The following is a 26902-nucleotide window of genomic DNA, read 5'->3' on the forward strand; positions in this document are numbered from 1 at the left end:
GTGGGGCGGTCGAGTACGGCCGCCCCACCCGCGTGTCTCGAAAGGGATGGGCTGTGACCGGCGCGGGCGAAGATAGAGGACGCGAATCCGACCCGGCGGATTTCGGTCCGCCCACAGGTGATTTCGGCCCGCCCACAGGTGATTTCGGGCCGCCGGTATCGGAGTTCGGCCCGCCGGTATCGGAGTTCGGGCCGCCGACCGGTGATCTACCGGTGCAGGGCTGGCAACCGGCGGGCGCGGACAATCCGGAGCTGGCTTGGCGACCGGCCGACGGCGCCTCGGGTGCGGTACCGGAGCCGCCTGCGGTACCTGCGCCGCCGCCGCAGTATCGTGCGCCGGACAGTTCCACGCCGGCTTATCCGGCGACCGGTGATTCCGTGCCGGTGACACGTCCGCGGCCGGGGAGTACCGACGACACGACGGTGCGCCATTCTGTGCCCACAGATCCGGCGCAGCGTCGGCCGGGTGCCGACCGGACGGCCGAGCCGGAACAGGCGACAGTCCGGCACAGCGCCGCAGATCTGCGCTGGCCCGGCACCGAACCGAGCGATCGGGGCGACGGGCCGGTGCTGCCGCGCTCGGGCGGCCTGTCCTGGGACAGTGATCCGATCGCGCAGAAACTCACGCCGCAGTCGGTGTCGAGCGCGCTGGCCGAGAAGCCGCGTCGCGGTCTGCCTGTCGGCACGATTGTCGCGGTGGCGGCGGTGATCGTGGCGTTCATCGCGGTCGGCGTGGCAATCGTCGTGGTCCGGGGTGGCGGCGAAGGAGGCACCGGGCCCACTGCGGAGGCGATCGAGGGGTTGGGTTGCCCGGCGACGCAGGACGGCGCGGTCACGGTGGGTAACGGTGCGGGCGATACGACGAGCGGTCCGGATGCGGTACTCGGATTCCAGCACGCTTTCTACACCCAGCGCAGCGGAACCGGTGCCCGCGAGTTCGTGGCGCCGGATTCTCCGGCCATTTCCGCTGCCGAGACCATCCAGGGGGCGATCGACGAGCAGATCCCGGCCGGTACGCAGCATTGCGTGCGGATCACCGAGCGGACGGCGAATACTTTCGACGTGGATCTCACCGAGCGCCGGCCGAACGGGGCGACGACGGTGTACAAGCAGACGGTCACCACGGTGGAGCGCGACGGTAAGACCCTGTTGTGGGTTATCGAGGACCGCCGCTGATCCCATAAGTTGAGATCACAGTTTCATATTCTGGTTTTCATGGGATGATTGGGTATCGACAGGCGATACCCGGAGGCTCCCATGCCCGATGAAGAGACCGCGCCACTGGCCGGAAAGCTGGCAGGTCTGACCAGTTCCGCCATCCGTGACCTGCTGAAGCTCACCGCCGCGCCGGATGTCATCAGCCTCGCTGGTGGTTTGCCCGATGCCGCGCTCATGCCCGGCCCGCGGATCGCGGCCGCCGCGGAATCTGCGCTGCACAGTCCCGCCGTCCTCCAGTACACCGAGTCGCCGGGCTGGGGACCGCTGCGCGATGTACTCGCCGGACGCGAGTCCGCCCGGCTGGGCCGCCCGGTCGGAGTCGGGGAAGTGTTCGTCACCCACGGCTCCCAACAGGCGTTATCGCTACTCGCGGAGGTGCTGCTCGACCCCGGCGCGCTGGTCGTGGTCGAGGATCCGGCCTATATCGGCGCGCTCCAGGTGTTCCGGGCCGCCGGAGCCCAGGTCGTGGCGGTGCCACTGGACAGCGAGGGGATGCGGGTCGACCTGCTCGAAGAACTGATCGCGGCCGGCCGGCGGCCCGCGGTCGTGCATACGGTGAGCAACTTCCACAATCCGGGCGGTGTCACCATGAGCCCCCGCCGGCGGCGGGCGCTGGCCGCCGCGGCCGAGAAACACCGGTTCTGGGTGATCGAGGACGATCCGTACGGCGAGTTGTGGTTCGACCGGCCCACACCGGAACCGGTCGCGACGTATTCGCCGGCGGTGATCCGGCTGTCCTCCGCCTCCAAGATCCTGGCCCCCACCCTGCGGGTGGGATGGATGGTTGCCCCGAAGCGGGTCTGCCGGGCGGTCGAACTGCTGAAACAGGGCGCCGACCTGTGCGGTTCCGCATTGACCCAGCAGATCGCCACCGAACTACTGGCCGATACCGAGTGGCTCGGCGGCCATATCGATACGGTGCGCCGGGTCTATGCCGCCCGCGCCACCGCGCTGGTGGACGCCGTGACCGATGAGTTCGGTGATCGTCTGCGCTGCAGTTCCGCTTCCGGCGGAATGTTCGTGTGGGCGGAGTTCACCGACGGCACCGATACCACCGAACTGCTGCCCCGTGCACTCGATACAGGTGTCGCCTTCGTACCCGGGCAGGCGTTCGCGGTCGCCACCCCGTACTCGCATGCCATGCGGATGTGTTTCACCACTGCCGCCCCCGAGGTACTCGGCGAGGCCGTGACCAGGCTGGCACGGGCGGTGGCGCAGGCACCGGTGGCGGCCGGTCAGTCCGCCCAGTTGTAGGTGCGTTCCACGGCCTTGTTCCAGTCGTGCAGCCGGGACTCGCGTTCGGCGGCCGGCATGGCCGGGTTCCACGTGGTTTCGGCGGTCCAATTGGCGCGGATATCGTCGGTGCCCGACCAGTAGCCGACCGCCAGGCCTGCGGCGTACGCGGCACCCAGGGCAGTGGTCTCGTTGACCAGCGGGCGAACCACCGGAAGGTCGAGGATATCGGCCTGGAACTGCATGAGCAGATCGTTGGCGACCATCCCGCCGTCGACCTTGAGCGCGACCGCTTCCAGGTTCAGTTCGTTGGCTTCGGCGTCCGCACGCATCGCATCCATCACCTCACGGGTCTGGAACGCGGTCGATTCGAGGATCGCCCGCGCCAGATGCGCCTTGGTGACGAACCTGGTGAGGCCGGCGATGACCCCGCGGGCATCGGGCCGCCACCGCGGGGCGAACAGCCCGGAGAAAGCGGGCACGATATAGGCGCCGCCGTTATCGTCCACGGTGCGGGCCAGATCCTCGATCTCCGGCGCGGCGTCGATGATGCCGAGGTTGTCGCGGAACCACTGCACGAGTGCACCGGTGACGGCGATCGACCCCTCCAGCGCGTACACCGGCGGCTGCTCACCGAGCCGGTAGCAGACGGTGGTGAGCAAGCCGTGTTCGCTGAACACCGGTGTGGTCCCGGTGTTCAGCAGCATGAAGTTCCCGGTGCCGTAGGTGTTCTTGGCCTCGCCGGGCGACAGGCACGCCTGCCCGAACGTCGCGGCCTGCTGGTCGCCGAGGATGCCTGCGACCGGTATCCCGGTCAGCGGCCCGGATGTGATCTCCGCGTAGACCTCCGAGGAACTGCGAATCTCCGGCAGCATCGCCGTCGGCACGCCGATCTCCGCGCAGATCTCGCGGTCCCACTGCAAGCTCCGCAGATCCATCAACAGCGTTCGTGAGGCGTTGGTGACATCGGTGATGTGCCGGCCGGTCAGCTTCCACAGCACCCAGCTGTCCACGGTCCCGAAACACAGCTCCCCGGCCTCGGCCCGCTGCCTGGCGCCGGGAACCGTGTCCAGGATCCAGCGCACCTTCGGACCGGAGAAATAGGTCGACAGCGGTAGTCCGGTGCGGTCGGCGTAGCGGTCGGCGCCCTGATCACCGGCGAGTTCGGTGCACAGCCGGTCGGTGCGGGTGTCCTGCCAGACGATGGCGTTGTGGATCGGCCGGCCCGTATCGCGTTCCCACACCACCGTGGTCTCGCGCTGATTGGTGACACCGACTGCCGCGATATCGGCCGCCCGGACCTCGGCTTCGTCAAGCGCCGCACCGAGCACGAATTCGGTATTGCGCCACAGTGTTTCCGGATCGTGCTCCACCCAGCCCGGTTTCGGGAAGAGCTGATCGTGTTCCCGCTGGGCCAGACCCGCGACCTGGCCCGAACGGTCGAAGAGAATGCATCTGCTCGAGGTCGTGCCCTGGTCGATGGCGGCCACATAGCGCATGGTAGGAGGCTAGCGCAACCGGGCATGTCGGTGACGGGTGTCTCGCTGCGCCCGATAGTCGCCGATCTGCGCATAGGCTGTAGGGCGAACTCACGGAACCACAGCCGACCTCGTCGAACGCTCCAGGAGTCGAAACCCATGACCATTCAGCCGGGATCACAATTTCTAGGACCTGACCAGCGGCGCGCGGCCTGGGACCGGCTGGGCAAGGACCATTTCGATGTGGTCGTGGTGGGTGGCGGTGTCGTCGGGGCCGGTATAGCGCTGGACGCCGCGACCCGCGGGCTGCGCGTTGCGCTGGTCGAGGCGCGGGATCTGGCGTCGGGCACCTCCAGCCGCTCGTCGAAAATGTTCCACGGCGGTCTGCGCTATCTGGAACAGCTGGAATTCGGGCTGGTGCGCGAGGCACTGAAAGAGCGTGAACTATCCATGTCGCGGCTCGCGCCGCATCTGGTGAAACCGCTGCGCTTCCTGTACCCGCTCACGCGCCGGGGCTGGGAACGCCCGTATGTGGCCGCGGGGTTGTTCCTCTACGACACCATGGGCGGCGCGAAATCGGTTCCCGGTCAGCGCCATCTGTCCCGCCACGGCGCCCTGCGGCTGGCTCCGGGGTTACGCCGCAATTCGCTGATCGGCGGGATCGGCTACTACGACACCGTGGTCGACGATGCCCGGCACACCATGACGGTGGCCCGGACCGCGGCCCACTACGGCGCGGTGATCCGCACCTCGACCCAGGTTGTCGGGTTCCTGCGCGAGGCGGACCGGGTGGTCGGGGTCCGGGTACGCGACAGCGAGGACGGGCGCAGCGCGGAGGTCCGTGGCCATGTGGTGATCAATGCGGCCGGGGTGTGGACCGACGAGGTGCAGGCGCTGTCGCTGCAGCGTGGCCGGTTCCATGTGCGGGCGTCGAAAGGCGTGCACATCGTGGTCCCGCGAGACCGGATCGTCAGCGATGCCGCGATCATCCTGCGCACCGCCACTTCGGTACTGTTCGTCATTCCGTGGGGCGCGCACTGGATCGTCGGCACCACCGATACCGATTGGAATCTGGACCTGGCCCATCCGGCCGCCACCAAGGCCGATATCGACTACCTGCTCGACCGGGTGAACCAGGTGCTGGTCACCCCGCTGACCCATGACGATATCGACGGTGTGTACGCCGGTCTGCGGCCGCTGCTGGCCGGGGAGAACGACGATACGTCGAAACTGTCGCGCGAGCATGCGGTCGCCCGCATCGCCCCGGGGCTGGTCGCGATCGCCGGCGGGAAGTACACCACCTACCGGGTGATGGCCTACGACGCGGTGGACGAGGCCGCGCAGGACATCCCCGCCCGGGTATCGCCCTCGATCACCGAGAAAGTTCCGCTGCTCGGCGCCGACGGGTATTTCGCGCTGGTCAATCAGACGGTCCAACTGGCCGACGAGTACGGTCTGCACCCCTACCGGGTGAAGCATCTACTGGACCGCTACGGCTCGCTGATCGACGAGGTCATGGCGCTCGCGGCGGACCGCCCGGAATTGCGGCAGCCCATCGAGGCCGCGCCGTCGTACCTGAAGGTAGAAGCCGTGTACGCGGCCGCCGCGGAAGGCGCACTGCACCTCGACGATGTCCTCGCCCGCCGTACCCGCATCTCCATCGAGTACCCGCATCGCGGCGCCGACTGCGCCGAAGAAGTGGCGGGTCTGATGGCCGGTGTGCTCGGCTGGGACGAGGCCGAAACCAGCCGGGAGGTCCGGACCTACCAAGCTCGGGTGGACGCCGAAATTTGCTCGCAGACCCAGCCCGACGACGCCTCCGCCGACGCGTTGCGGGTGGCCGCGCCGGAGCCCCGCCCGGAGATCCTGGAACCGGTGCCGATCGAACGCTGAGGCCGGGACAGCCGCAGACGCACGGAACACGACCAGCGCGTCATATACGCCAGGGTCAGTGGGCCGCGGGCGGACTGCCTGCGGGCGCGGGGCTGGTGATGGCGGGGCCGAGGGGCACGGGTGTGGTGCCCGAGGGGGTGGGAGCCGGGTGGAGCAGGAAATAACAGAACACCGCGGTCGCCACGATAGCCAATATCGCCGACAACAATTTACCTGCGAAGGCGGCCAGGTGGAGGGCTCGGGTGTACATGGGACCTGCTTCCGGTGCGGTACCCGTGTGTCGTCGCGAAGGTGCCGATCATTACCACGCCCATGGCGGCCGTCACAGAAGTGGCAACGGCCGAAATGCGACAGATTACGTGCTCATTCCGGTATGACCTGGCATTTTGGACAGTAGTAGATCCCGCGCTCTCGGCGGCTCACCTGATCACCGCGTGGCGCCGATTCACCCAGGAGATCGACCCGGATAGTGGCCCCGCAGCGCTGGCAGGAGCGGCGCGCACGCCCGTAGACCAGCGGCCGCCACGGCGGCTGATGGGCGGCCCGATACAGGACGCGATGCGCTTCGTTGACGAGCGCGAGCAGATCACCGACCTCGGCCACGGGCCGCGCCGGATGCACCTTGCGCAGGTAGCAGACCTCGCTGCGGTAGATATTGCCGATTCCGGCGAGGTTGCGCTGATCCAGTAGCGCCGACCCGATCGGGAGCTCCGGTTGCCGGGCCAGCAGGTCGGCGGCAACGGCCGGATCCCAGCCGGGGCCCAGCAGGTCGGGTCCGAGATGATCGATCACGGTGTGCTCGTCGGCGCGCCGCAGCACCTCCACCAGACCCAGATCGAATCCCACCGCCTCCACCTCTGCCGTGCCCAGCACGAGCCGGGCGGTGACCCTGGGTTTGGTCCAGCGCTGGCCGCAGTGGAATACCCGCCAGCTGCCCTCCATTTTCAGGTGGGTGTGGATGCTGACCGTCTCGGTGCGGACGAACAGGTGCTTCCCGTAGCTGGCGACACTGCCCACCACCTGACCGCGCAGATCGACGGTGGCGTAGCGGGGGACCCGGAAATCGCTGCGCGTGAGCGTTTCGCCCACCAGCGCCGCGCGCAGCCGTTCGGCGGCGAGGAACACCACGTCACCTTCCGGCATCGATGTCCTCCGTTGCCCCGTACGCACGCTCGCCGGCCGGACCGGGGGCCGCACGGCCCGCACCGCTCACCGTCGTCCGCGCAGGCGTAGGCCGCGCGGGGTATCGCTGAAACCGGCTTCGGTGAGGAAGCCGGCGAAGGTGTTGCCGTGCACCGATTCGCCGTCGACCCGGTCGATGACCAGGGAATCCACCTGCCCCGAACGCACGAGCCCGGCCAGCGCGGTGGCCGCCGCGTGGCGGGCCGCCGGGTCCTCGGTGCAGGTGAGCAGGGTCCGGCCGCCGCGCTCCAGGTACAACACGAGTTCGCCGTCGACCAGTACGACCAGTGCCCCCGCTTTGCGACCCGGACGGTGGCCGGCCCCACCGGCCGTCTTGGGCCAGCCGAGAGCGGCACCGTACGGGTTGGCCGGATCGCAGGCCGCGAGTACCAGCGCCGGGCCGGCCGGGCGCCTGTCGCCCTCGAAAGAACGCAATCGGTCCACAACATCGGTCGTCGAGAACTGCGCGCCTCCGAGGGAGTCCACGAAGTAGCCGCGCCGGCAGCGGCCGCGGTCCTCGAATTCGCTCAGGACCCGGTAGGCGAGCGCGAACCCGCCGGGCATCCCCTCGTTCTGCACCGCGCCCTTGGTCACCACGCCGTAGCGTTCCAGCAGCAGATCGGCGGTGGCGTGGGCGCGGACCGTGTTGTCGAGGGCGCGTTCGGGCAGCATCGACCATCGGCCGGCCACCGTGGGGGGACCCGAACGGGTCGGCATGGCGGGCCGGGGCAGGTAGGCGCGTCCGCGTGGGGCGCGGCGCGGGGTGCGGTGGGCGGCCGGCGTGCGGGTGGCTCCGGAGAGACGGGCGCGAACGGGGGCGAAGGTATCGCCGGAGATCAGCCCGGCCCACACCAGGTCCCACAGCGCCGACGCGACCCGGGTGTCGTCGAGGACGCCGGTCGCGTCGGCGAGTTGACGGAAGAAATAGGCGCCTCCACCACCACGCAGAGCCATGAGGGGCCCGCCCCGATCCGGTTCGACCCGCGCACCGGCCGGGCCCCGCCCCGCGGCAGATCCTGCCGACGACGGTTCGACCTGACCGTCGGCCGGATCGCGCCCCGCGGCGGAGCCCGCCGTCGGCGATGACGGCTCGAGCCGCCCGCCCGCCGTATCGCGTTCCGCGGCAGATCCCGCCGGCGACCACAGTTGCTTTCCCGCTGCCGTAGCTTGTCCCGCGGCCGGACCGGTGGGCGACACCGACCACGCGGCGGGCTCGGCGCCCAGCGCTGTGAGCAGGGCGAGATGGAGTTCGTCGAGTTCCGGTTCGTCCGGGGGCGGCAAGGTCAGCGGAGCTTGATCGGACGGGTGCAGGGCGATCCACCCGTCCTTGGCGTTGATCACCCCGTGCCCGGACCATCGGACCTCACCGGTGGCCATGAGTTCGTCGAGCATCCCAGGGGTGTAGTCGCGAACGCGGGCGGGTAGTACCAGCGACTCCCACGCCGAAGCCGGTACCGGCACCCCGGCGAGCTGATCGACCACCGCGGCCACCCCGTCGATACCGCGCAATTCCCCGCTGCCGATGTGCTGCCAGTCGGGCAGGAATCGCGCCAGGGCGGCGGTGGAGACCGGTTCGATCTCGTGGCGGGCGGCGGCCAGGCTGCGGCGGCGCAGCCGGCGCAGGACCTGGGTGTCACACCATTCCGACCCCGCCGTCTCGGGTGTGAATTCGCCTTCCACCACCCGTTTCTCGGCCACCAGCTGATGCAGTGCCGAGGCGGCCACCGCGGACCCCAGTCCGAACCGCCGCGCGACCGCTTCCGTGCCGAAGGGGCCGTGGGTGCGCGCGAAGCGGGCCACCAGATCGCCCAGTGGATCGGGCACCGGCTCGATGAAGGCCGCCGGGGTGCCGATCGGTAGCGGAACACCCAGTGCGTCGCGCAGGCGCGCGGCGTCCTCGATCGCGGCCCACCAGACCCGGCCCGCATAGGTCACCTCCAGCGCACGCCGGGCATCGGCGAGTTCGGTGAACCAATCCGCCGGGTCTTCCCGGCAGCGCTGCCCGGCCTCGTCCGCCGTGAGTGGCCCGAGTAGGCGCAGCAGGTCTGCAAGACCCTCCGCATCGCGCGCCTTGCGTTCGGGGGTGAGCCGCTGCAGTTCCTGCTCGGTGTGCCCGATGATCTCGCTGTCGAGCAGTTCGCGCAGTTCCACCCGGCCGAGTAGTTCGGCCAGCAGGCTCGAATCCAGGGACAGTGCCGCCGCGCGGCGTTCGGCGAGTGGGCTGTCGCCGTCGTACATGAACTGGCCGATGTAGTCGAACAGCAGTGCGTTGGCGAACGGTGACGGTGTGGCGGTCTCCACTTCGACCAGCCGGATCTGCCGCCGCGCCACCCGGCCCAGCAGATCCCGCAGCGCGGGTAGATCGTAGACATCGCGCAGGCATTCCCGCACCGTCTCCAGCAGGATCGGAAAGTCCGGGAATTTTCGTGCGACATCGAGTAATTGGGCCGACCGCTGCCGCTGCTGCCACAGCGGTGCCCGCTTACCGGGATCCCGGCGGGGCAGTAGCAACGCCCGGGCGGAGCATTCGCGGAACCGGGAGGCGAACAGGGCCGAACCGCCCACCTGCTCGGTCACGATCTCGTCGATCTCGTCCGGTTCGAAGACGAACAGCTCCGCGCCCGGGGGGTCGTCGGTGGTATCGGGCAGCCGCACGACGATACCGTCGTCGGAGGCATTGGGTGACGCGTCCACTCCGAACCGTTCGCGTAGCCGGGCGCCGATGGCCAGCGCCCACGCCGCGTGCACCGGCATACCGTAGGGCGAGTGCAGAATCAGCCGCCAGTCGCCGAGTTCGTCGCGGAAACGTTCCACCACCAAGGTGCGATCGGTGGGGAGCCGGCCGGTGGCAGTGCGCTGATCGTCCAGCAGCGCACGCAGATTGGCGACGGCATTCTCGTCGAGCCCCGCGGCGGTCGTGCGCGCGGTGAAATCCCCGGACGCGGTATCCGAACCGGATTTGCGGACGAATTCACCCAGCGCGGCACCCAGTTCGGCCGGACGGCCCAGCGAATCACCGTGCCAGAACGGTAACCGCCCGGGATGACCGAAGGCAGGGGTGACCAGGACGCGGTCGTAGGTGATGTCCTCGATCCGCCAGCTGGTGGCGCCGAGCGCGAACACATCGCCGACACGCGATTCGTAGACCATCTCCTCGTCGAGTTCGCCCACCCGGGAGGCCTTCTCGCCCACCATGTACACCGCGAACATTCCGCGGTCGGGGATGGCGCCGCCGGAGGTCACCGCCAGGCGCTGGGCGCCGGGACGGCCGGTCAGGGTGCCGGCGTCGCGATCCCAGACCAGCCGCGGGCGCAATTCGGCGAACTCGTCGGAGGGGTAGCGCCCGGCCAGCAGGTCCAGCACGGCTTCGTAGGACGATCGCGGCAGTGCCGCATAGCTTCCGGTGCCGCGCACGGTACCGAACCAGGTGTCGACGTCCAGTGGTTCCAGGGCGCAGGCCGCCACCGTCTGCTGTGCGAGGATATCCAGCGGATGCGCCGGTATCTTCAATTCTTCGATCTGCCCCGCCAGCATCCGCTGCGCCGCCACCGCGCAGTGCACCACATCGGTGCGGTGTTTCGGGAACAGCACCCCGCGCGAGATCTCGCCCACCTGATGCCCGGCGCGGCCGATCCGCTGCAACCCGCTGGCCACCGAGGGCGGTGCCTCGACCTGCACCACCAGGTCCACGGCTCCCATATCGATTCCGAGTTCGAGGCTGCTGGTGGCCACCACACAGCGCAACCGCCCACTCTTCAGATCGTCCTCGATCAGGGCCCGCTGCTCCTTGCTCACCGACCCGTGGTGCGCCCGGGCGAGCAGCGGTGCGGCGCCGTGGGTGACCTCGGTGGAAGGGCCCAGCTGGGCGGGCGGGGCATGGACGGTATCGGGCCCCTCTCCGAGCTGCTCCGCGTAGGTTTCGTTCAACCGGGCGGTGAGCCGTTCGGCCAGGCGCCGGGAGTTCGCGAACACGATCGACGACCGATGGGTGAGAACGAGTTCGACGATCGATTCGTCCACATGCGGCCACAGCGAACCGGGCTGCCCGGAATCGCCCGGTTCGGTCATATCCGCGACCGGTACCCGCACCGACAGATCGAATGTCTTCGGTGCGGGCGGCGAAACGATGGTGATGGGTGCCTGCCCCACCAGGAACTTGCCTACTTCCGCGGGCGGGCGCACCGTCGCGGACAACCCGATCCGTTGGGCGGGCCGGTCGGTGAGCGTATCGAGCCGGGCCAGCGAGAGCGCCAGATGCGACCCGCGTTTGGACCCGGCGATCGCGTGCACCTCGTCCACGATCACCGTCCGGACCCCGCGCAGCGTCTCCCGGGCCGCCGAAGTGAGCATCAGGAACAGCGATTCCGGGGTAGTGATCAGGATGTTCGGGGGTGTGCGCTGTAACCGCCGCCGCTCCTGCGCCGGCGTATCCCCGGACCGGACGCCGACGCTGATCTCCGGTGCCGGGAGCCCGAGCCGCCGCGCGGTCTGGCGCACACCCACCAGTGGCGCCCGCAGATTACGTTCGACATCCACCGCCAATGCCTTCAACGGGGAGATGTAGAGCACGGAGGTTCCGGCCACCGGCGGGTCGGCCCGGGCGAGCTCGTCGATGGCCCAGAGGAACGCCGAGAGGGTTTTCCCGGACCCGGTGGGCGCGATCACCAGGGTGTGCTCACCGGCCGCGATCGCCCGCCACGCACCCAGCTGAGCGTCCGTCGGCGCGGGGAACGCACCGTCGAACCACTGCTGGGTGGCGGCGGAGAACTCGGTCATGGATTCCAGTCTGCACCCGGCCACCGACAGCCGCCGGTGGCCGCCCCGGTTTTCAGGGCAGGCTGCCGTCGACCAGTTCGGGTTCCTCGTCGGTGATATCGGGTGTTCCGGAATCGCGGATCAGTTCGGCCAGGCGAACCAGATCTGCGGTGCTCACCCCACCGACCGGGCGGAATTCCCGGTCGAGCCGGCGCCGGAGGAACGCTGTTCGCGATATCCCGAGCGCACGAGCTTGCCGGTCTATCTCGTCGATTATTGCGCCGGGCACGGCACGGATCAGAATATCTGTCATTCCTCGATCACCTCCTGCTCGCGGGGGCACGACGGACCGGGAGCCGGCACTGGATTCGAGCCGGCGACCGGTGACAGTTCGGTGTTTCTATGCTGCGACGGTGCCTGGTGTTCGCAAACTCGAGTTGATCTCCCACGGTGTCACCGCGGCGCCGAAGGCGGGCCGTTTCCCGGCCGGCAACCGCTCACCCCGGCGGGACGGGCGGCACCGGAGGGCCGGGAGTTCGAACCACCGGCGGGCGCACAGGTGCTGGTGGGCCCGGAGCGGCGAAGCCAGAGAGACTGCCCTACTACTCGGCCTGGATGCCGCGCCACTGTCCAGATTACGCGATCTTGACGCCGGCGCGTGGCGCGGCGCGGAACTCGGCATATTCGTGCCCTCGTCGTGCCATACCGACCCCGGATTCCGGGAGCAGCGCAATGGATCGGTACCGGACCGCTGGAACGGGTCCGCGGCCGGCTTGCCGACTCCGCCCCTCCGACAGCGTCAGCCCAGCGCCACCGAGGTGCCGAGCGAGAACGGGAAATCCCGGAACGTCATGGTCGCCGGCACCGATCCGGCGGGCACCTCGTACACCAGATGTGTACCCAGCGATTCCCCCGGTTGCAGCGTCCGGGGGGCAGCGGCGGTGGCGGCGCGCTGCGCGGTGGCCGTCACATCCGGGCCGAACTCGGCGCCGGCCGTATCGTGCAGCTCCTGACCCAGCGGGGTGTAGGTCTTCGGCTCCGGCGCGATATTACGAACGGTGAAACTCACCACCACGAACATGCCCTGGGCGCGGTCGAAACCGACCGTGGGTACATCGGTCTCCACATTCCGTACAACGAACTCGAAGCTACCGTCGCGGACTTCGGTACCCGCCGGCGCCGTGGTCCGGTCGTCGCCGGAGAAGAATTCGATAGATCCCGCGCCCTTCACCAATGCCGCCATACATCCGCCGATCAGGAGTAGCGGTACAACCACCAGCACGATCAGCCACAGCACCAGCTTGCGCAAGCGGCTTTTCCGGCGCCGGGGCCGAGCAGCCGGACGGGACCGGGGCGTGCCCCGGGCGGGCGGCGCAGGGGAGCGGGGTGCCGGGCGGGCCGGTGCGACCGGCCGGACTCCCGCATGCGCCATATCGCCGCCGCGCGGCGCGGCACCGGGGGCGTGGCCTGTTTCCAGCCGGGTGTATGCCCGGGTCGGTGGATGGCCGGGACCGGCCGTCCCGTGCGCGATACCGGCCGCGGCGAGACCGGTGTAGGGACGGGTCCCCGGGGGTGGTGGCGCTGCCTCGTACCGGCGCGTGCCCGCCGGCTCCGCGCCGGGATCGTAGGGGCGAGTGCTCGGATGCCCGGCGGCTGTGCCGGCGGGCGCCGAGGTCTCGTATCGGCGAGTAGCGGGCCGGTCCGGTGATTCGTAGCGGCGGGTACCCGCCGGTCCCGCGTCGAGCTCGTAGCGATGGACGCCGGGGTGTTCCATGGGCGCAGGTGTGGCCGCCCGGCTCGGGAGGCTCAGCGCCGCCGCCGCGGCCCGCGCGAACTCACCGGCCGACCCGAAACGGTCACCGGGTTCCTTGGCCAGTGCACGGGCGATCACCGCGTCCAGCCGAGCGGGGATACCCGGTACCAGCGCCCGCACACTGGGCGGGGCGGTGGTGAGATGGTCGTGCATCTGCCGCGCCGGGTCGGTATCGCCGAACGGACGGATACCGGCGAGGCATTCGAACAGCACACAGCCCAGCGAATAGATGTCGGCACGGGCGTCGGTGTTGCCGGTGAACCGTTCCGGCGCCATATATGCCCAGGTGCCCACCGCGAGACCCGACGCCGTCAGCGCCGTACTGCCGGCACCGTGTGCGATACCGAAATCGATCAGATACACCAAGCCGTCGCGCCGGACGACGATATTGGACGGTTTCACATCCCGGTGCACCAAACCGGCCCGGTGCGCGGCGTCCAGCGCCGCCGCTGTCTGCGCGACGATTTCGACGGCCCGTTCCGGCGGCAACGGCCCCCGCCGCAGGATCCGCGACAGGTCCTCGCCCTCGACGTACTCCATCTCGATGAACAGCCGGCCGTCCAGCTCACCGTGCGCGTGGATCGATACGAGATGCCGGTCGTGCAGGCGGGCGGCGAGCTCGGCCTCCCGCTCGAACCGGCTCCGGTAGGTCGGGTCCGCCGCGAGTTCGGCGGGCAGCAATTTCAGCGCGATCGTCCGTCCCGGCTGCCCGCCCGCGGGATCGGTATGCGCCAGCCACACCTGGCCCATACCGCCCTGCCCGAGCAGCCGCTCGAGCCGGTAGGGGCCCAGTCGCTGCCCAACCATGCCGATCCTTCCTGTCACCGTCGCGCCGCGGGTCCCGGCGGGTGCGGTGCTCCGGCGCCGTGCGGCGCACGGACTGTACTCCGACCCTAATGGCGACGCGCCGCCCGGCGCAGCGTGACCGGCGGCACCGAATGGGCAGGTGCCGCGTGCGCTCTGCTGCCGGCGAGGGACGGTCCCTCCGGGGCTGCGGCAGGAACCCGGCCTCAGCGGCGAAAGCCCCGCGCCGCGCGGTGCCGGTGGCTCGAGCGCTTACGCGAGGGGAAGGTGGTTCCGGTCATGTAGTTGCGGGTCTGCCGTCCATGTCGGTACGAACATCGGGCGGCCGCCGGGGGCAGGCCGCCCGATTACCGGCGTGCCGCTGGATGGTCGCGCTTCTCATGCCCTTGCCGCGGCTGCGCCGATATGAGGTAGGCCGGGATGGCTGCGCTCTGACGGGGGCGGCATCGGCCGGAATGTGGGGTGTCTTGTTCCGGAGCTTTGCCGAGGAGCCTCGGCGACGATGCCTTCCCTGTGCCAGGGTGAGCGGATGGAGCCGATCGAGATCAATGCGGGGGCGTGGTATCTGCGTGCACTACGGGCCGATGAACGAGTCGATGATCGGCCCGCGCTGCTGGAGGGCGGGATAACGGACCCGGAATACGTGGCCCGGCGGGGCGCCCAATGGGTCGACGAATCGCATTTTTCCTGGGCGGTGTGCGATCCCGTGACGGCGGAACTGGTCGCGGAGATCGTGGTTGCGCCGGAATCCGGCGGGAACGCGCGTATATCCGGCTGGTCGAGGCCCGGATACGGTGCCGCTCTGGAGGCCGGGCTGGGTGCGGTGCGCCGGTTCGTGACGGGCGCCCTCGGGTTACGACCCGAGCCGGTCGGCGGCCCGGTCGGCTGATCACCGAGATCTGCCTACCGCACCGGTATCAGCCGTTTCGACCGCTCACGACCGATCCCGCAGCACCCGGTCCAGGGCGGCGACCGCTGCCTCCAACTCCGCGGGTTCCACGGTCAGCGGCGGCCGGAATCGGATTCCACGCGACCCGGTTCCGGCCATCAGGACGTGCTCGCGTTCGCGCAGTGTGGTGAGCACTGCGTCGCGGAAACCGGTATCCGGCAGGGTTATGGCGCATATCAGGCCCCGGCCGCGGGGGTCGGTGGCGGTCGGATGCTGCTGAGTGAGTGCACGCAGTAGGACCTGGAGGTGTTCACCGAGTGACGCGGCGCGTTCGATCAGCCCGTCGCGTTCGACGACTTCGAGTATCCGCCGGGCCCGGACCATATCGGCCAGGTTGCCGCCCCAGGTGGAGTTGAGCCGGGACGGGACGGTGAAAACGTTATCGCTCACCTCGTCCACCCGGCCGCCCGCCATGATGCCGCACACCTGGGTTTTCTTCCCGAATGCGACCACATCGGGTTGTAGACCCAATTGCTGGTAGGCCCAGGCTGTTCCGGTCGCGCCGGCTCCGGTCTGCACCTCGTCGAGGATGAACAGCGCATCGTTGGCGTGGCACAGCCGCTGCATCGCCTGCAGGAACTGGGGCCGCATATGCCGGTCGCCGCCTTCGCCCTGGATCGGTTCGGCCAGGAAACAGGCGATTCCGTTCGGGCGGTCCGCGAAGGCACGCGCGGCCTGTTCCAGTGCACGCTGTTCGGCGCGGTCGATATCGCCGGTTCCGCCGAGCCACGGGGTTTCGATCCGAGGCCAGTCGAAGGCCGGGAAACGTTCGGTCTTCACCGGGTCGGTATTGGTGACCGACAGCGTGTACCCGCTGCGACCGTGGAACGCGCCGGTCAGGTGCAGAACACCGGATTCGCGGTCGGGTAGTGCTGTGCGGCCGTGTAGTTCGTTGTGCCGGCTCTTCCAGTCGAACGCGGTTTTGAGCGCGTTCTCCACCGCGAGCGCGCCACCGTCGATGAAGAACAGATGGGGTAGCCGGGGGTCGCCGAGTACCCGGGCGAAGGTGTCCACGAACCGGGCCATCTCGACGGTGTAGATATCGGAGTTGCTCGGTTTGTTCACTGCGGCCGTGGTCAGCTCGTGCCGGAAGGCGGCGTCGCCGGCGAGTGCTGGATGGTTCATCCCGAGCGTGCTGGAGGCGAAGAACCCGAACATATCCAGGTAGTCGGTGCCGTCGCGGGCGTCCACCAGGTGACGACCGTAGGAGGCGGGTAGGTCCAGTACCAGATCGAATCCGTCGGCGAGCATATGCGCCGACAGCGTCTCGTGAACGCGGGTTGCGGGGATGCGGTCGGTGTCACCGCCGGAGCCGGATCGTTCCAGTTCGATGGTCACAATCCCGACGGTACGGGAGCCCGAATCGATATGCCGGGAAATTTTCCTGACAGAACCATAACAAGAAGGATTTGTTACGTTATCAACTACTTCTCGTAGAAGGTCTGCAGGATGATCGTGCTTCGGGTGCGGACATTGGCCGTCGCCCGGATTTGCTGCAACAACTGCTCCAGATGCCGCGGGGAGGCCACCCGGACCAACAGTACGTAACTCTCCTCACCCGCCACCGAATGGCAGGCCTCGATACCCGGCACATGCTGCAGCAGTGCGGGCGCGTCATCGGGCTGAGACGGATCGAGAGGGGTGATCGCGACGAATGCCGACAGCAACTGCCCCAGCGCCTCGGGATCCACATCGGCCGTGTAGCCCCGGATCACACCGCGCGCCTCGAGTCTGCGTACTCGCGACTGCACGGCGGATACCGAAAGGCTCGCCTTCTCGGCCAGATTGGACAGTGTTGCCCGGCCGTCGGCCATCAGTTCCCGGATCAGCAGGCGATCGATCTCATCCAGGGTCGGTTTTGCCGGTGTTTCCGCCATCAGCGAAGGCTAACGTAGCGGACACACCGCCGGAACTGGAGTTGTGAACGTTCATTCTCCGGCCGTGCCATTCGCACAGCGTATTTCGTCCGGCCGAACCCGAGGAGTTCGCGATGACCGAGATCGATAGCGAGACCCGAACTGTCCGGCTTGCCCACCGGGTGCCCGCCCTGCTGAACGCTCTGGGCATCGAATCTCCACCCACCGGTGAGATGGCGGTGCACAGCCCGATCACCGGTGAAGTGCTGGTCGGGCTGCGCCCCGCCGGCCCCGCCGAGATCGATTCCGCGATCGAGGAGGCCGCCGCGGCATTCCGCTCCTGGCGGACCGTTCCGGCGCCGCAACGCGCGGCGGTGGTCCGGGAACTGGCCGTTCTACTGCGGCGGCACCAGGACGAACTAGCCGAACTGGTCACTCTCGAGGTTGGGAAGATCCCGGCCGAGGCGCGGGGCGAGGTCCAGGAGATGATCGATATCTGCGAATTCGCGGTGGGGTTGTCCCGGCAGCTCTACGGCTACACGATGGCCTCGGAACGGCCCGGGCACCGGCTCATGGAGACCTGGCACCCGCTGGGCGTCGTCGGGGTGATCTCGGCGTTCAACTTTCCCGTCGCGGTCTGGGCATGGAATACCGCGGTCGCCCTGGTCTGCGGCGACACCGTGGTGTGGAAACCCTCGGACCGGACGCCGCTGACGGCATTGGCCTGCCATGCCCTGCTGCGCCGGGCTGCCCGTGCCGCGGCGGCCGACCCGCGCATCCATCAGCTCGTACTCGGCACCGGTGCGGCCGGGGCACAACTGGTCGACGACGAACGGGTGGCGCTGATCAGCGCTACGGGCTCGGTCGCGATGGGCCGTCGAGTGGGGCCGCGGGTGGCCGCCCGATTCGGCCGCTGCCTGCTGGAGTTGGGCGGTAACAACGCCGCCGTTGTCACCCCTTCGGCCGATCTGGACCTGGCGGTGCGCGCCATCGTTTTCGCGGCGGTCGGCACCGCCGGCCAGCGCTGTACGAGCTTGCGCCGGCTGATCGTGCACGCCGGTATCGCGGACGAACTCCTGAACCGGCTGGCGGGCGCCTATCGGCAATTGCGCGTCGGTAATCCGCTGGAGCCCGGTGTCCAAGTCGGCCCGCTCAGTGGGCCCGAGGCGTGGGAGCGGATGCGCGACGCTATAGACCTGGCCCGCCGCGACGGCGGCGAACTGATCTGCGGCGGGCACGAGGTCACGGTCGACGGGGCCGGATCCGCGGCCCGCTACGCTCATCCGGCAATCGTCCGGATGCCGGACCAGACCGAGATCGTCCGTGAGGAAACCTTCGCACCGATCCTGTACGTGCTCACCTACGACGATTTCGACACCGCCCTGGCGCTACACAACGGTGTGCCGCAGGGATTGTCGTCGGCGATATTCACCACCGATCAGCGCGAGTCCGAACGATTCCTGGCCGCGGACGGGTCGGATTGCGGTATCGCGAACGTCAATATCGGCACCTCCGGCGCGGAGATCGGCGGTGCCTTCGGCGGCGAGAAGCACACCGGTGGCGGTCGCGAATCCGGTTCGGACGCGTGGAAGGCGTACATGCGCCGGGCCACCAACACGATCAACTACTCCAGCGACCTACCGCTGGCCCAGGGGATCCGCTTCGACTGACCCGTGTGCCCCACGGACCGCGGACCGACAGCGGCCGTGGGTCCGGTCACGCCGGCCGGATACGTGGCCGTCAGCTCGGCTCGGCGGTGACCGGGCTCAGCGCGGCGAAGAAGTCGGCGACGGCGCGCCGCCCGATATCCATCCCGCGGGACAGCACGCCCGGGTCGGTTTCGACACTGCTGATATCCGGCGACCCGGCGGGTGGGTGGATCTGATACGCCGCGGCGCCCATTCCTGCGATGAACCCGTCTTCGAGCGCCTGCTGGCCGGGACGTTGTTTCCAGGCCCGGTAGGCGCCGGGCGCGGTGAACCGCATATAGGTGCCGCCGACGAGGTCGTGCAGCCGTGGCGGGGGCGGGCGGTGTTCGCCGGCGCGCCGGGTCCGCAGAATCAACGCGTGGGTGGCCCCGGCCTTCAGGGCGCTGCGCACCGGAACCGTTTCCGCGAGCCCGCCGTCGAAGTATCGGCGTCCGCCCAGCGCGACCGGGGGGCCGGCCAGCAGCGGCAGACCCGAGGACGCCCGCAGCGCGGTCTTCAAGGTCGTCTTGTCCACGATGTAGGGGTGCAGATCCACCGGCAGGCCGGTCCGGATATCGGTGGCGATGGGATGGAAAGTGGTCTCGTTCGCCAGGATCGCCGGGAAATCCATCGGATGCAGCCCGTCGTAGACCTTGTGCACCAGGTAATTCAGATCGAAGGCGGGCCGGCCGCGCAGCATCCGTGCCGGATCGATCGCCCGGCGCATGATCGCGGCGTCGGTCCAGGCATTCACGCCGCGGCCCGCACGCCCGCACAGCAGCCAGGCCGCATTGATGGCGCCCGCCGAGGTGCCGTAGACAGCATCGAATATCCGGGCGAGCCCGAGATCCTCCAGGGCGTGCACCATCCCGCTGGAGTACACGCCGCGGCTGCCGCCGCCCTCGACGACGAGCACCAGTCGATGGCCGTCGGATCGGCTGCCGGATGCGAAACGGTCGCGGATCACCTCCGCGACCGTCGGTAGCGCTGCGCTCACCAGGTCACCATACGCCGGAGCGGGTGCGCGACCTCGATCACGCATCCGCTCCGCGACACTGTGCATCCAGTATTGGCCCAGCTGTCGGCGTACGGTCGGTCACCCGTTCACGGTGAGCCCGTGGGGTGCACGACCGGATCCGGCCCTACTTGATCTCGGCGAGCACCGTGCCCTGGGTGATCGCGGCGCCGGCGGCCACAGCCAGGCCGGTGACCACGCCTGCCTTGTGCGCGTTCACCGGGTTCTCCATCTTCATGGCCTCGAGCACCGCGATCAGATCGCCGGCCTCCACCGACTGACCTTCCTCGACGGCGACCTTGACGACGGTGCCCTGCATCGGCGCGGTGACCGCGTCACCGGAAGCGGCACCGCCGCCCGCGCCGCCCCGCTTACGCGGCTTCGGCTTCTTGCGTACGGCGCCCGCTGCCGCAGCGGCACCCGAACCGATCGAGAACTGACCCGGCAGTGATACCTCGACCCGCCGGCCGCCGACCTCGACCACGACCTTCTGTCGCGGTTCGTCGTCCTCGTCGGCGGGGGCTCCGCCGGTGAACGGCTCGACGGTGTTCTTCCACTCGGTCTCGATCCACTTGGTGTAGACGTCGAACGATTCGCCGTTGCCGACGAAAGCGGGATCCTCCACGATCGCCCGGTGGAACGGGATCACCGTGGCCAGGCCTTCGACGTGGAACTCGGCCAGCGCGCGCCGCGCCCGCTCCAGCGCCTGGGTGCGGTTCTCGCCGGTGACGATGAGCTTGGCCAGCATCGAGTCGAACTGGCCGCCGATCACGCTGCCGGCCACCACACCGGAGTCCACGCGCACGCCCGGGCCGGTCGGCTCGGAGTACGCGGTGACGGGGCCGGGGGCCGGCAGGAAGCCGCGGCCGGCGTCTTCACCGTTGATCCGGAACTCGAAGGAGTGCCCACGCGGGGTCGGATCCTCGGTGAGTTCCAGCTTTTCCCCGTTGGCGATCCGGAACTGCTGGCGGACCAGGTCCAATCCGGAGGTCTCCTCGGTGACCGGGTGCTCCACCTGCAGGCGGGTGTTGACCTCGAGGAAGGACACGGTCTCGCCCTGCACCAGGTACTCCACGGTGCCGGCGCCGTAGTAGCCGGCCTCTTTGCAGATCCGTTTGGCGGACGAGTGGATTTCGGCGCGCACCTCGTCGGTCAGGAACGGGGCAGGGGCCTCTTCGACCAGTTTCTGGAAGCGGCGCTGCAGCGAGCAGTCGCGGGTGCCGGCGACGATCACATTGCCGTGCTGATCGGCCAGGACCTGCGCCTCGACGTGGCGGGCCTTGTCCAGGTACTGCTCCACGAAGCATTCCCCGCGACCGAAGGCGGCCACGGCCTCGCGGGTGGCCGATTCGAACAGTTCGGGGATCTCCTCGATGGTGTGCGCGACCTTCATCCCGCGACCGCCACCACCGAACGCCGCCTTGATCGCGACCGGAACGCCGTACTTCTTCGCGAACTCCACGACCTCGGTCGCATCCTTGACCGGATCCTTGGTGCCCGCCGCCATCGGGGCGTTCGCGCGCTCGGCGATATGCCGGGCGGTGACCTTGTCGCCGAGGTCGCGGATGGACTGCGGAGAGGGGCCGATCCAGATCAGCCCGGCGTCCAGGACGGCCTGGGCGAACTCAGCGTTCTCGGAGAGAAAGCCGTAGCCGGGGTGGATGGCATCTGCGCCGGACTTGGCCGCGGCGCCGAGGATCTTGTCGAAGACCAGATACGACTCGGCCGAGGTCTGCCCGCCCAGGGCGAACGCTTCGTCGGCGAGCTTGACGAAGGGTGCGTCGGCATCGGGTTCTGCGTAAACCGCGACACTGCCGAGACCGGCGTCCTTGGCCGCCCGGATAACGCGGACGGCAATCTCGCCTCGGTTAGCTACGAGTACCTTCGTGATCCGCGCGCTGGCATGGCTGGGCACTGAGCCTCCTGTTGCAATCTCTGTGGTCATGGGCCGCGCCTCGGCTCCGCTCCCGCGGATCGGGGTCCGCCGTTCCGTAAAAGGGCCGGATCGCTTCGTGGGCTCCGCTTCCGTGGGTTCGGATCCGCTACGCGGGCTCCGCGCCCGGTCGACATGTATGTCTCGGGGCGAGTGTAGGCAGTCTGCCAACAATGCCGGAAACCGGATAGCCCTACTGAGTAGTAGGGGGATAGATCACAGTGTCTGTAGCGCGCCTCCTGCGCATCGCATCGAGCACTGACAGCAGGGGCGGGCCGACCCCTTTTCAGGGCCTCGCTGAACGCGGCTCCGCCGCTGGTTGCGCCGGATTTCCGGGGGTGGTCGAGGCTGCCGGATACGGTCGGCGTGGTGGCGCCGCCGGTCGAGTCGGAACCGACTACACACCTCCGGTGGCGATGGGCATGCGGACGGAGTTGCCCCATTCGGTCCAGGAGCCGTCGTAGTTGCGGACCGGATCACAGCCGAGAAGGTATTTCAGGACGAACCAGGTGTGGCTGGAGCGTTCGCCGACACTGCTGTAGGCGGTGAGGGGGTCGGCGTCGGTGAGGTGGCCGTAGATCGCGTCGAGTTCGGCTCGCGGCCGGAACCGGCCGTCGGGACCCAGGGCGCTGGTCCAGGGAATATTGACGGCGGTCGGGATATGCCCGCCGCGCAGCGCGCCGCCCGGGGCTGTGTCGCCGGAGAAGCCGGCGTATTCCTGTGGGGACCGGACGTCGACGAGGGCGGTGCCGAGCTGCTCGAGAACGTCCTCCCGGAACGCACGCACGGTCTTGTCGTCGCGATGGACCCGCGGATAGTGGCTGCGGGCGGGCTCGGGGGTTTCGAAGACAGTATCGCGACCCTCGGCGATCCAGGCGTCGCGGCCGCCGTCGAGCAGCCGGACATCGGCGTGACCGAACATGGTGAAAACCCACAGTGCGTGCGCGGCATGCGAGTTACCGTCATTGCCGTACAGCACGATGGTGTCGTCGTGTTCGATGCCCTGGGAGCACATGAGTTCGGTGAATCGCTCACCGTCGATATAGTCACGGGTTACGGGGTCGTCGAGATCGCTGCGCCAGTCGAGCTTGTCTGCGCCCGGAACATGGCCGATGCCGTAGAGGAGGACATCGGCATTACATTCGATGATCTTGAGACCGGGGGTGCCGAGGTTTGCCGACAACCATTGTGTGGTTACCAAACGGTGTGGGCAAGCATACGAGCCGAAGGCGGGATATGGGTCCGGGGCGACGGGCACGTTCGAGGATCCTTCACAGGAGATGGGCAGTGCTGACGACAGGTTCGAGCCGCACTGTGGATAGTAAGTGTGACTTGACGTGAACTTGTTGCAGAGCACAAAGTCGGTGCAATGGGCGAATTAGTCGCATACGGCTTCGGTAAAGTCTCCCCGAAGGAGGGGTGAGCTATGTCTGATTCTTGGCCGCGGCGGCGCCTGCTCGCGATCCTCCGCAGCGCGAGCGAACCCCTCGACGCACAGCAGCTGGCACAGATCACCGGTCAGCATGTCACCACGGTGCGTTTCCACCTGGACATTCTCACCCGCGAGTCGCTGGTCCGGCAGTTCCAGCAGCCGCCACGCGGGCGTGGCCGCCCGCGCATCGGCTATCGCGCGGTCCAGCGCAGCATCGGGTATCAGGACCTGGCCCAAGCGCTCGCCGATCAGCTCGGCCCCGATCCCGACCGGCAGGCGGCAGCCGGGCTGGCCGCGGGCCGGGCCTGGGGCGGCAAACTCGAGACGCCCGACGAGCCGATCGAATCGGTGCAGGACGCAAAGGACCGGACCGTCTCGCTCATGTCGGAATTGGGTTTCGCCCCGGAACGAGACAGCGCCGGCCGCGACGCCGGGGACACCGCGGTGGTCCGGCTGACGGCCTGCCCGTTGCGCGATCTGGCGCGGACCCACACCGAGGTGGTGTGCGGGGTGCACCGCGGCCTGCTCGCGGAGCTGCTGGAGGGATCCGGTGCACCGGGCACGGTGGATGCCGAACTCGTCCCGTTCGTGGCCGACGAGATCTGCGAAGTGCGATTGCGGCGGGCCGGGCCGTCGGAGCCTGCCACCGCCCCGGGACAGAACCAGGTTTCCGCGTCGCCGCGGCCGCCGGCCGAACCGGGCCTGATCGACGCGGCCGCCGGACAAGCCGCGCGGGTATCACGAATGGCGGGACAGGCGGTACGGCCGGCGAGTCAGCTTCCACCGGCTTCGGCGGGGCCGGGCACCGGCGTCCTACCGACCTCGTCCGGTCCGCTCACGCCCGCCGCGCGACAGCAGGGCGGGCGAGTGTTTCGTTCTGCGGCGGGTTCAGGGCCGGCCGTCGGCCCACAACCGGTCGATACCGACGCCCACTTCCTGCAACAGTCGGCGCAGCAGTGGTAGCCCGATACCGACCACGCTGGACGGATCGCCGTCGATCCGGTCGACGAACCAGCCGCCCAGGCCGTCCAGCGTGAACGCGCCTGCCACCTGCAATGGTTCGCCGGTGGCGATATAGGCGTCCAGTTCGGCCGGGTCCGGTTTCCCGAAGTGCACGGTGGTCGCACTGCAATCGAGGGCCTCCGCGGCCACCACACCGGAACGGAGCCGGAGCACGCAGTGCCCGGTCAGCAGATCGGCATTGTTTCCGGCCATGGCCTGCCAGCGAGCCTGGGCCACCTCCGCCGTATGTGGTTTTCCTTGGAGTTCGCCGTCGATCAGCAGCATCGAATCGCAACCGACGACGACGAGATCCTCAGTCGTCCCGTTGCCGTCCACGGCGAGCGCGGCGGCGACCGAGTGGGCCTTGGCCCGGGCCAGCTCCACCACGATGTCGCGGGGACCGGTATCGGCGGGTAGCGCGGCCGCTACCGCATCCTCGTCCACGTCCGACACCCGGACGATCGGTTCGAGACCGGCGGCACGGAGTACCGACCGGCGGGCCGGGGACGCGGAAGCGAGCACCAGGCGGGTCACGTCCGGCATTCTCCTGTGTTCGATATCAGAAACGCAGATTCGACAGCTGCGGGTAGGAGTACGGCGAGAACGGCGAGCTACCGCGGTGCAGTTGGGTCGGTCGGCCCCACAGATCTTGTGGCCCGTTGTCGGCGGGCCCCGCAGCCGCGGCGGCGGCAGTGAACAGGCAGACCAGTGCGGCGATATCTGCGTCGCTGGGCGCACCCTTGTCGATGACCAGGAACGGCTGCCGGCCATCGGTCTCGGCGGCAGGGCTCGCATCGGCAACGCTTGCGGTATCGACCGCCAGATCCCTGGTGGCGAGGTCCAGTTCGGCTGCGGCCAATACTTCTTCTTCTGCCACAATCGTCACAGTGCCAGATCCTCTCTCTTGCCTCGATCGGGCGCGCGTAGTTCGGCCCGATCACCTTCCACCGATCGTGTTTCCGAGATCAGTGTGCGGCTCATTGAGCGTATCGCTGGATCACAGCGGGATGTTGCCGTGTTTCTTCGGCGGAAGGGTCACCATCTTGCGCTCGAGCAGCCGCAGTGCGGACACGATCTGGCCGCGCGTATGCGACGGCGGGATCACGGCGTCCACGTAACCGCGTTCGGCGGCAACGTAGGGGTTGACCAACGTGTCCTCGTACTCGTTCTGTAGTTCCAGCCGCAGTTTGTCCACGTCAGCGCCTTCTTTGGCAGCCTCGGCGAGCCGCTTGCGATAGACGAATCCGACCGCGCCCGAGGCGCCCATCACCGCGATCTGGGCGGTGGGCCAGGCCAGGTTCACATCGGCACCCATATGTTTGGAGCCCATGACGTCGTAGGCGCCGCCGTAGGCCTTACGGGTGATGATCGTGATTTTGCCCACAGTGGCCTCACCGTAGGCGTAGAGCAGCTTGGCGCCGCGCCGGATGATGCCGTTGTATTCCTGGTCGGTGCCGGGCAGGAAGCCGGGCACGTCCACCAGGGTGATGATCGGGACGTTGAACGCGTCGCAGGTGCGTACGAAGCGTGCGGCCTTCTCCGAGGCATCGATATCGAGGCAACCGGCGAACTGGGTGGGCTGGTTGGCGACGATGCCCACGCTGCGGCCGTCGACCCGGCCGAAGCCCACGATGATATTCATGGCCCGTTCGGCCTGGATCTCCAGGAATTCGTCGTCGTCGAGCAGCCGGCGGATGACCTCGTGCATGTCATAGGGCTGGTTCGGTGAATCCGGGATCAGGGTGTCGAGTTCGAGATCCTCTTCGGTGAGCGAATCCTCGATCGCGCCGGTGATCGGGTCCGATGCCGGGAAACGCGGCGCCTCGGCGCGGTTGTTGCTGGGCAGGTAGGACAGCAGATCCTTGACGTAATCGAGGGCGTCCTGTTCGCCGGAGGCCACATAGTGCGCCGTCCCCGACTTGGCCATATGAGTGTGGGCGCCGCCCAGCTCCTCCATGGTGACCTCTTCACCGGTGACGGTCTTGATGACGTCCGGTCCGGTGATGAACATCTGGCTGGTCTGATCGACCATGACGACGAAGTCGGTGAGCGCGGGGGAGTACACGTGCCCGCCGGCAGCGGCGCCCAAGATCAGCGAGATCTGCGGGATCACACCGGAGGCCTGGATGTTGCGGTGGAAGATCTCGCCGTAGAGGCCGAGCGAGACGACGCCCTCCTGGATCCGGGCGCCGGCACCGTCGTTGATACCGATCAGCGGGCGGCCCGTTTTGATCGCCAGGTCCATGACCTTGACGATCTTCTCGCCGTACACCTCGCCGAGGCTGCCGCCGAACACCGTGGAGTCCTGGCTGAAGAGGCATACTTCGCGGCCGTCGATGGCGCCGTAACCGGTCACTACGCCGTCGCCGAGCGGGCGCTGCTTGTCGAGGCCGAAATTGACGCTGCGGTGCCGGGCCAGGGCATCGAGTTCGACGAAGGAACCTTCGTCGACCAGGGCGAGAATGCGTTCCCGGGCGGTCAACTTCCCCTTGGCGTGGACCTTGTCGACCGCGGCCTCACCCATGGGATGCTGGGCCTCATCCAGCCGATTCCGCAGGTCAGCCAGTTTGCCGGCGGTGGTGTGGATATCGGGCGCACCTGCCGAATCCGGCGTGGGCTGCTGCTGGACACTCGTCATGGCTCGGAGTGTAA

The 26902-nt window shown here is 68.6% G+C and carries 20 protein-coding genes; 6 read left to right on the plus strand and 14 right to left on the minus strand.

Annotated elements, in window-relative coordinates; genetic code table 11:
* The first annotated feature begins 53 nt into the window (after positions 1-53).
* Positions 54-1175, plus strand: coding sequence for a DUF8176 domain-containing protein (locus NS6_RS13665; protein WP_068041337.1), 1122 nt, complete (start codon positions 54-56; stop codon positions 1173-1175).
* Positions 1176-1256: 81 nt separating this feature from the next.
* A complete protein-coding gene (locus tag NS6_RS13670; RefSeq protein ID WP_068041339.1) occupies positions 1257-2471 on the plus strand; it encodes an aminotransferase-like domain-containing protein in 1215 nt (404 codons plus the stop codon).
* Here the strand turns inward: NS6_RS13670 and glpK are convergent.
* Positions 2453-3949 (minus strand): glycerol kinase GlpK, encoded by a 1497-nt coding sequence (gene glpK / locus NS6_RS13675; RefSeq protein WP_068041341.1) that lies wholly within the window; start codon positions 3947-3949, stop codon positions 2453-2455. The two genes, NS6_RS13670 and glpK, sit on opposite strands and share 19 nt — an antisense overlap.
* A 138-nt stretch (positions 3950-4087) precedes the next feature.
* On the opposite strand from glpK, the gene NS6_RS13680 reads away from it, so the two are divergent.
* On the plus strand, positions 4088-5821 hold the full coding sequence (locus NS6_RS13680) for a glycerol-3-phosphate dehydrogenase/oxidase (protein WP_068041351.1): 1734 nt from the start codon (positions 4088-4090) through the stop codon (positions 5819-5821).
* A gap of 55 nt (positions 5822-5876) precedes the next feature.
* On the opposite strand, the gene NS6_RS13685 is transcribed toward NS6_RS13680, so the two are convergent.
* From NS6_RS13685 to NS6_RS13705, 5 genes are all read right to left on the minus strand, one after another.
* Positions 5877-6071 carry a hypothetical protein gene (locus NS6_RS13685; RefSeq protein WP_068041357.1) on the minus strand — a complete coding sequence of 65 codons (195 nt, stop codon included), beginning with the start codon at positions 6069-6071 and terminating at the stop codon, positions 5877-5879.
* A gap of 113 nt (positions 6072-6184) precedes the next feature.
* Positions 6185-6964: a DNA-formamidopyrimidine glycosylase family protein gene (locus NS6_RS13690; protein WP_068041361.1), complete on the minus strand. Its 780-nt coding sequence runs from the start codon at positions 6962-6964 to the stop codon at positions 6185-6187.
* A gap of 66 nt (positions 6965-7030) precedes the next feature.
* On the minus strand, positions 7031-11779 hold the full coding sequence (locus NS6_RS13695) for an ATP-dependent helicase (RefSeq protein WP_157112749.1): 4749 nt from the start codon (positions 11777-11779) through the stop codon (positions 7031-7033).
* Between the two features lie 52 nt (positions 11780-11831).
* A complete protein-coding gene (gene vapB / locus NS6_RS13700; protein WP_068041365.1) occupies positions 11832-12071 on the minus strand; it encodes a type II toxin-antitoxin system VapB family antitoxin in 240 nt (79 codons plus the stop codon).
* Between the two features lie 486 nt (positions 12072-12557).
* Positions 12558-14378: a serine/threonine-protein kinase gene (locus NS6_RS13705; RefSeq protein ID WP_068041368.1), complete on the minus strand. Its 1821-nt coding sequence runs from the start codon at positions 14376-14378 to the stop codon at positions 12558-12560.
* A 526-nt stretch (positions 14379-14904) separates the two neighbouring features.
* Here NS6_RS13705 and NS6_RS13710 point away from each other — a divergent pair.
* Positions 14905-15264 carry a hypothetical protein gene (locus tag NS6_RS13710; RefSeq protein WP_068041371.1) on the plus strand — a complete coding sequence of 120 codons (360 nt, stop codon included), beginning with the start codon at positions 14905-14907 and terminating at the stop codon, positions 15262-15264.
* Between the two features lie 45 nt (positions 15265-15309).
* On the opposite strand, the gene lat is transcribed toward NS6_RS13710, so the two are convergent.
* Both lat and NS6_RS13720 read right to left on the minus strand, forming a co-directional pair.
* Positions 15310-16662: an L-lysine 6-transaminase gene (gene lat / locus NS6_RS13715; protein WP_068041381.1), complete on the minus strand. Its 1353-nt coding sequence runs from the start codon at positions 16660-16662 to the stop codon at positions 15310-15312.
* Positions 16663-16748: 86 nt separating this feature from the next.
* Entirely contained in the window at positions 16749-17201 is a 453-nt protein-coding gene (locus NS6_RS13720; RefSeq protein ID WP_033244363.1) for an Lrp/AsnC family transcriptional regulator, read from the minus strand.
* Between the two features lie 113 nt (positions 17202-17314).
* Here NS6_RS13720 and amaB point away from each other — a divergent pair, with 113 nt between their 5' ends.
* Entirely contained in the window at positions 17315-18850 is a 1536-nt protein-coding gene (amaB, locus tag NS6_RS13725; protein WP_084471030.1) for an L-piperidine-6-carboxylate dehydrogenase, read from the plus strand.
* A gap of 70 nt (positions 18851-18920) precedes the next feature.
* On the opposite strand, the gene NS6_RS13730 is transcribed toward amaB, so the two are convergent.
* The 3 genes from NS6_RS13730 to NS6_RS13740 form a co-directional block, all read right to left on the minus strand.
* The gene (locus NS6_RS13730) at positions 18921-19865 is read right to left on the minus strand and encodes a patatin-like phospholipase family protein (protein WP_068041638.1); all 945 of its coding nucleotides are present in this window, start codon (positions 19863-19865) and stop codon (positions 18921-18923) included.
* 145 nt (positions 19866-20010) lie between these two features.
* On the minus strand, positions 20011-21798 hold the full coding sequence (locus tag NS6_RS13735) for an acetyl/propionyl/methylcrotonyl-CoA carboxylase subunit alpha (RefSeq protein ID WP_068041641.1): 1788 nt from the start codon (positions 21796-21798) through the stop codon (positions 20011-20013).
* A 415-nt stretch (positions 21799-22213) separates the two neighbouring features.
* A complete protein-coding gene (locus NS6_RS13740; RefSeq protein WP_068041384.1) occupies positions 22214-23074 on the minus strand; it encodes a sulfurtransferase in 861 nt (286 codons plus the stop codon).
* A 168-nt stretch (positions 23075-23242) separates the two neighbouring features.
* Here NS6_RS13740 and NS6_RS35840 point away from each other — a divergent pair, with 168 nt between their 5' ends.
* Positions 23243-24211, plus strand: coding sequence for a helix-turn-helix transcriptional regulator (locus NS6_RS35840; RefSeq protein WP_245669324.1), 969 nt, complete (start codon positions 23243-23245; stop codon positions 24209-24211).
* On the opposite strand, the gene NS6_RS13750 is transcribed toward NS6_RS35840, so the two are convergent.
* The 3 genes from NS6_RS13750 to NS6_RS13760 all read right to left on the minus strand — a co-directional run bounded on the left by NS6_RS13750 (position 24137) and on the right by NS6_RS13760 (position 26888).
* A complete protein-coding gene (locus NS6_RS13750; RefSeq protein ID WP_068041645.1) occupies positions 24137-24784 on the minus strand; it encodes a Maf family protein in 648 nt (215 codons plus the stop codon). The two genes, NS6_RS35840 and NS6_RS13750, sit on opposite strands and share 75 nt — an antisense overlap.
* Positions 24785-24809: 25 nt before the next feature.
* Complete coding sequence (locus NS6_RS13755; RefSeq protein WP_068041386.1) at positions 24810-25136, minus strand: acyl-CoA carboxylase subunit epsilon; 327 nt, start codon at positions 25134-25136, stop codon at positions 24810-24812.
* A gap of 111 nt (positions 25137-25247) precedes the next feature.
* Complete coding sequence (locus NS6_RS13760; RefSeq protein ID WP_068041389.1) at positions 25248-26888, minus strand: acyl-CoA carboxylase subunit beta; 1641 nt, start codon at positions 26886-26888, stop codon at positions 25248-25250.
* Positions 26889-26902 lie beyond the last annotated feature (14 nt).

This window comes from Nocardia speluncae NBRC 108251, assembly GCF_001613245.1.
GTDB lineage: Bacteria > Actinomycetota > Actinomycetes > Mycobacteriales > Mycobacteriaceae > Nocardia > Nocardia speluncae.

Bases quoted from the DNA above. Each gene is read 5' to 3' on its own strand.
- NS6_RS13670 (WP_068041339.1), top strand. From the start codon at position 1,257: ATGCCCGATGAAGAGACCGCGCCACTGGCCGGAAAGCTGGCAGGTCTG.
- glpK (WP_068041341.1), bottom strand. From the start codon at position 3,949: ATGCGCTATGTGGCCGCCATCGACCAGGGCACGACCTCGAGCAGATGC.
- NS6_RS13680 (WP_068041351.1), top strand. From the start codon at position 4,088: ATGACCATTCAGCCGGGATCACAATTTCTAGGACCTGACCAGCGGCGC.
- NS6_RS13685 (WP_068041357.1), bottom strand. From the start codon at position 6,071: ATGTACACCCGAGCCCTCCACCTGGCCGCCTTCGCAGGTAAATTGTTG.
- NS6_RS13690 (WP_068041361.1), bottom strand. From the start codon at position 6,964: ATGCCGGAAGGTGACGTGGTGTTCCTCGCCGCCGAACGGCTGCGCGCG.
- NS6_RS13695 (WP_157112749.1), bottom strand. From the start codon at position 11,779: ATGACCGAGTTCTCCGCCGCCACCCAGCAGTGGTTCGACGGTGCGTTC.
- vapB (WP_068041365.1), bottom strand. From the start codon at position 12,071: ATGACAGATATTCTGATCCGTGCCGTGCCCGGCGCAATAATCGACGAG.
- NS6_RS13705 (WP_068041368.1), bottom strand. From the start codon at position 14,378: ATGGTTGGGCAGCGACTGGGCCCCTACCGGCTCGAGCGGCTGCTCGGG.
- NS6_RS13710 (WP_068041371.1), top strand. From the start codon at position 14,905: ATGGAGCCGATCGAGATCAATGCGGGGGCGTGGTATCTGCGTGCACTA.
- NS6_RS13720 (WP_033244363.1), bottom strand. From the start codon at position 17,201: ATGGCGGAAACACCGGCAAAACCGACCCTGGATGAGATCGATCGCCTG.
- amaB (WP_084471030.1), top strand. From the start codon at position 17,315: ATGACCGAGATCGATAGCGAGACCCGAACTGTCCGGCTTGCCCACCGG.
- NS6_RS35840 (WP_245669324.1), top strand. From the start codon at position 23,243: ATGTCTGATTCTTGGCCGCGGCGGCGCCTGCTCGCGATCCTCCGCAGC.
- NS6_RS13760 (WP_068041389.1), bottom strand. From the start codon at position 26,888: ATGACGAGTGTCCAGCAGCAGCCCACGCCGGATTCGGCAGGTGCGCCC.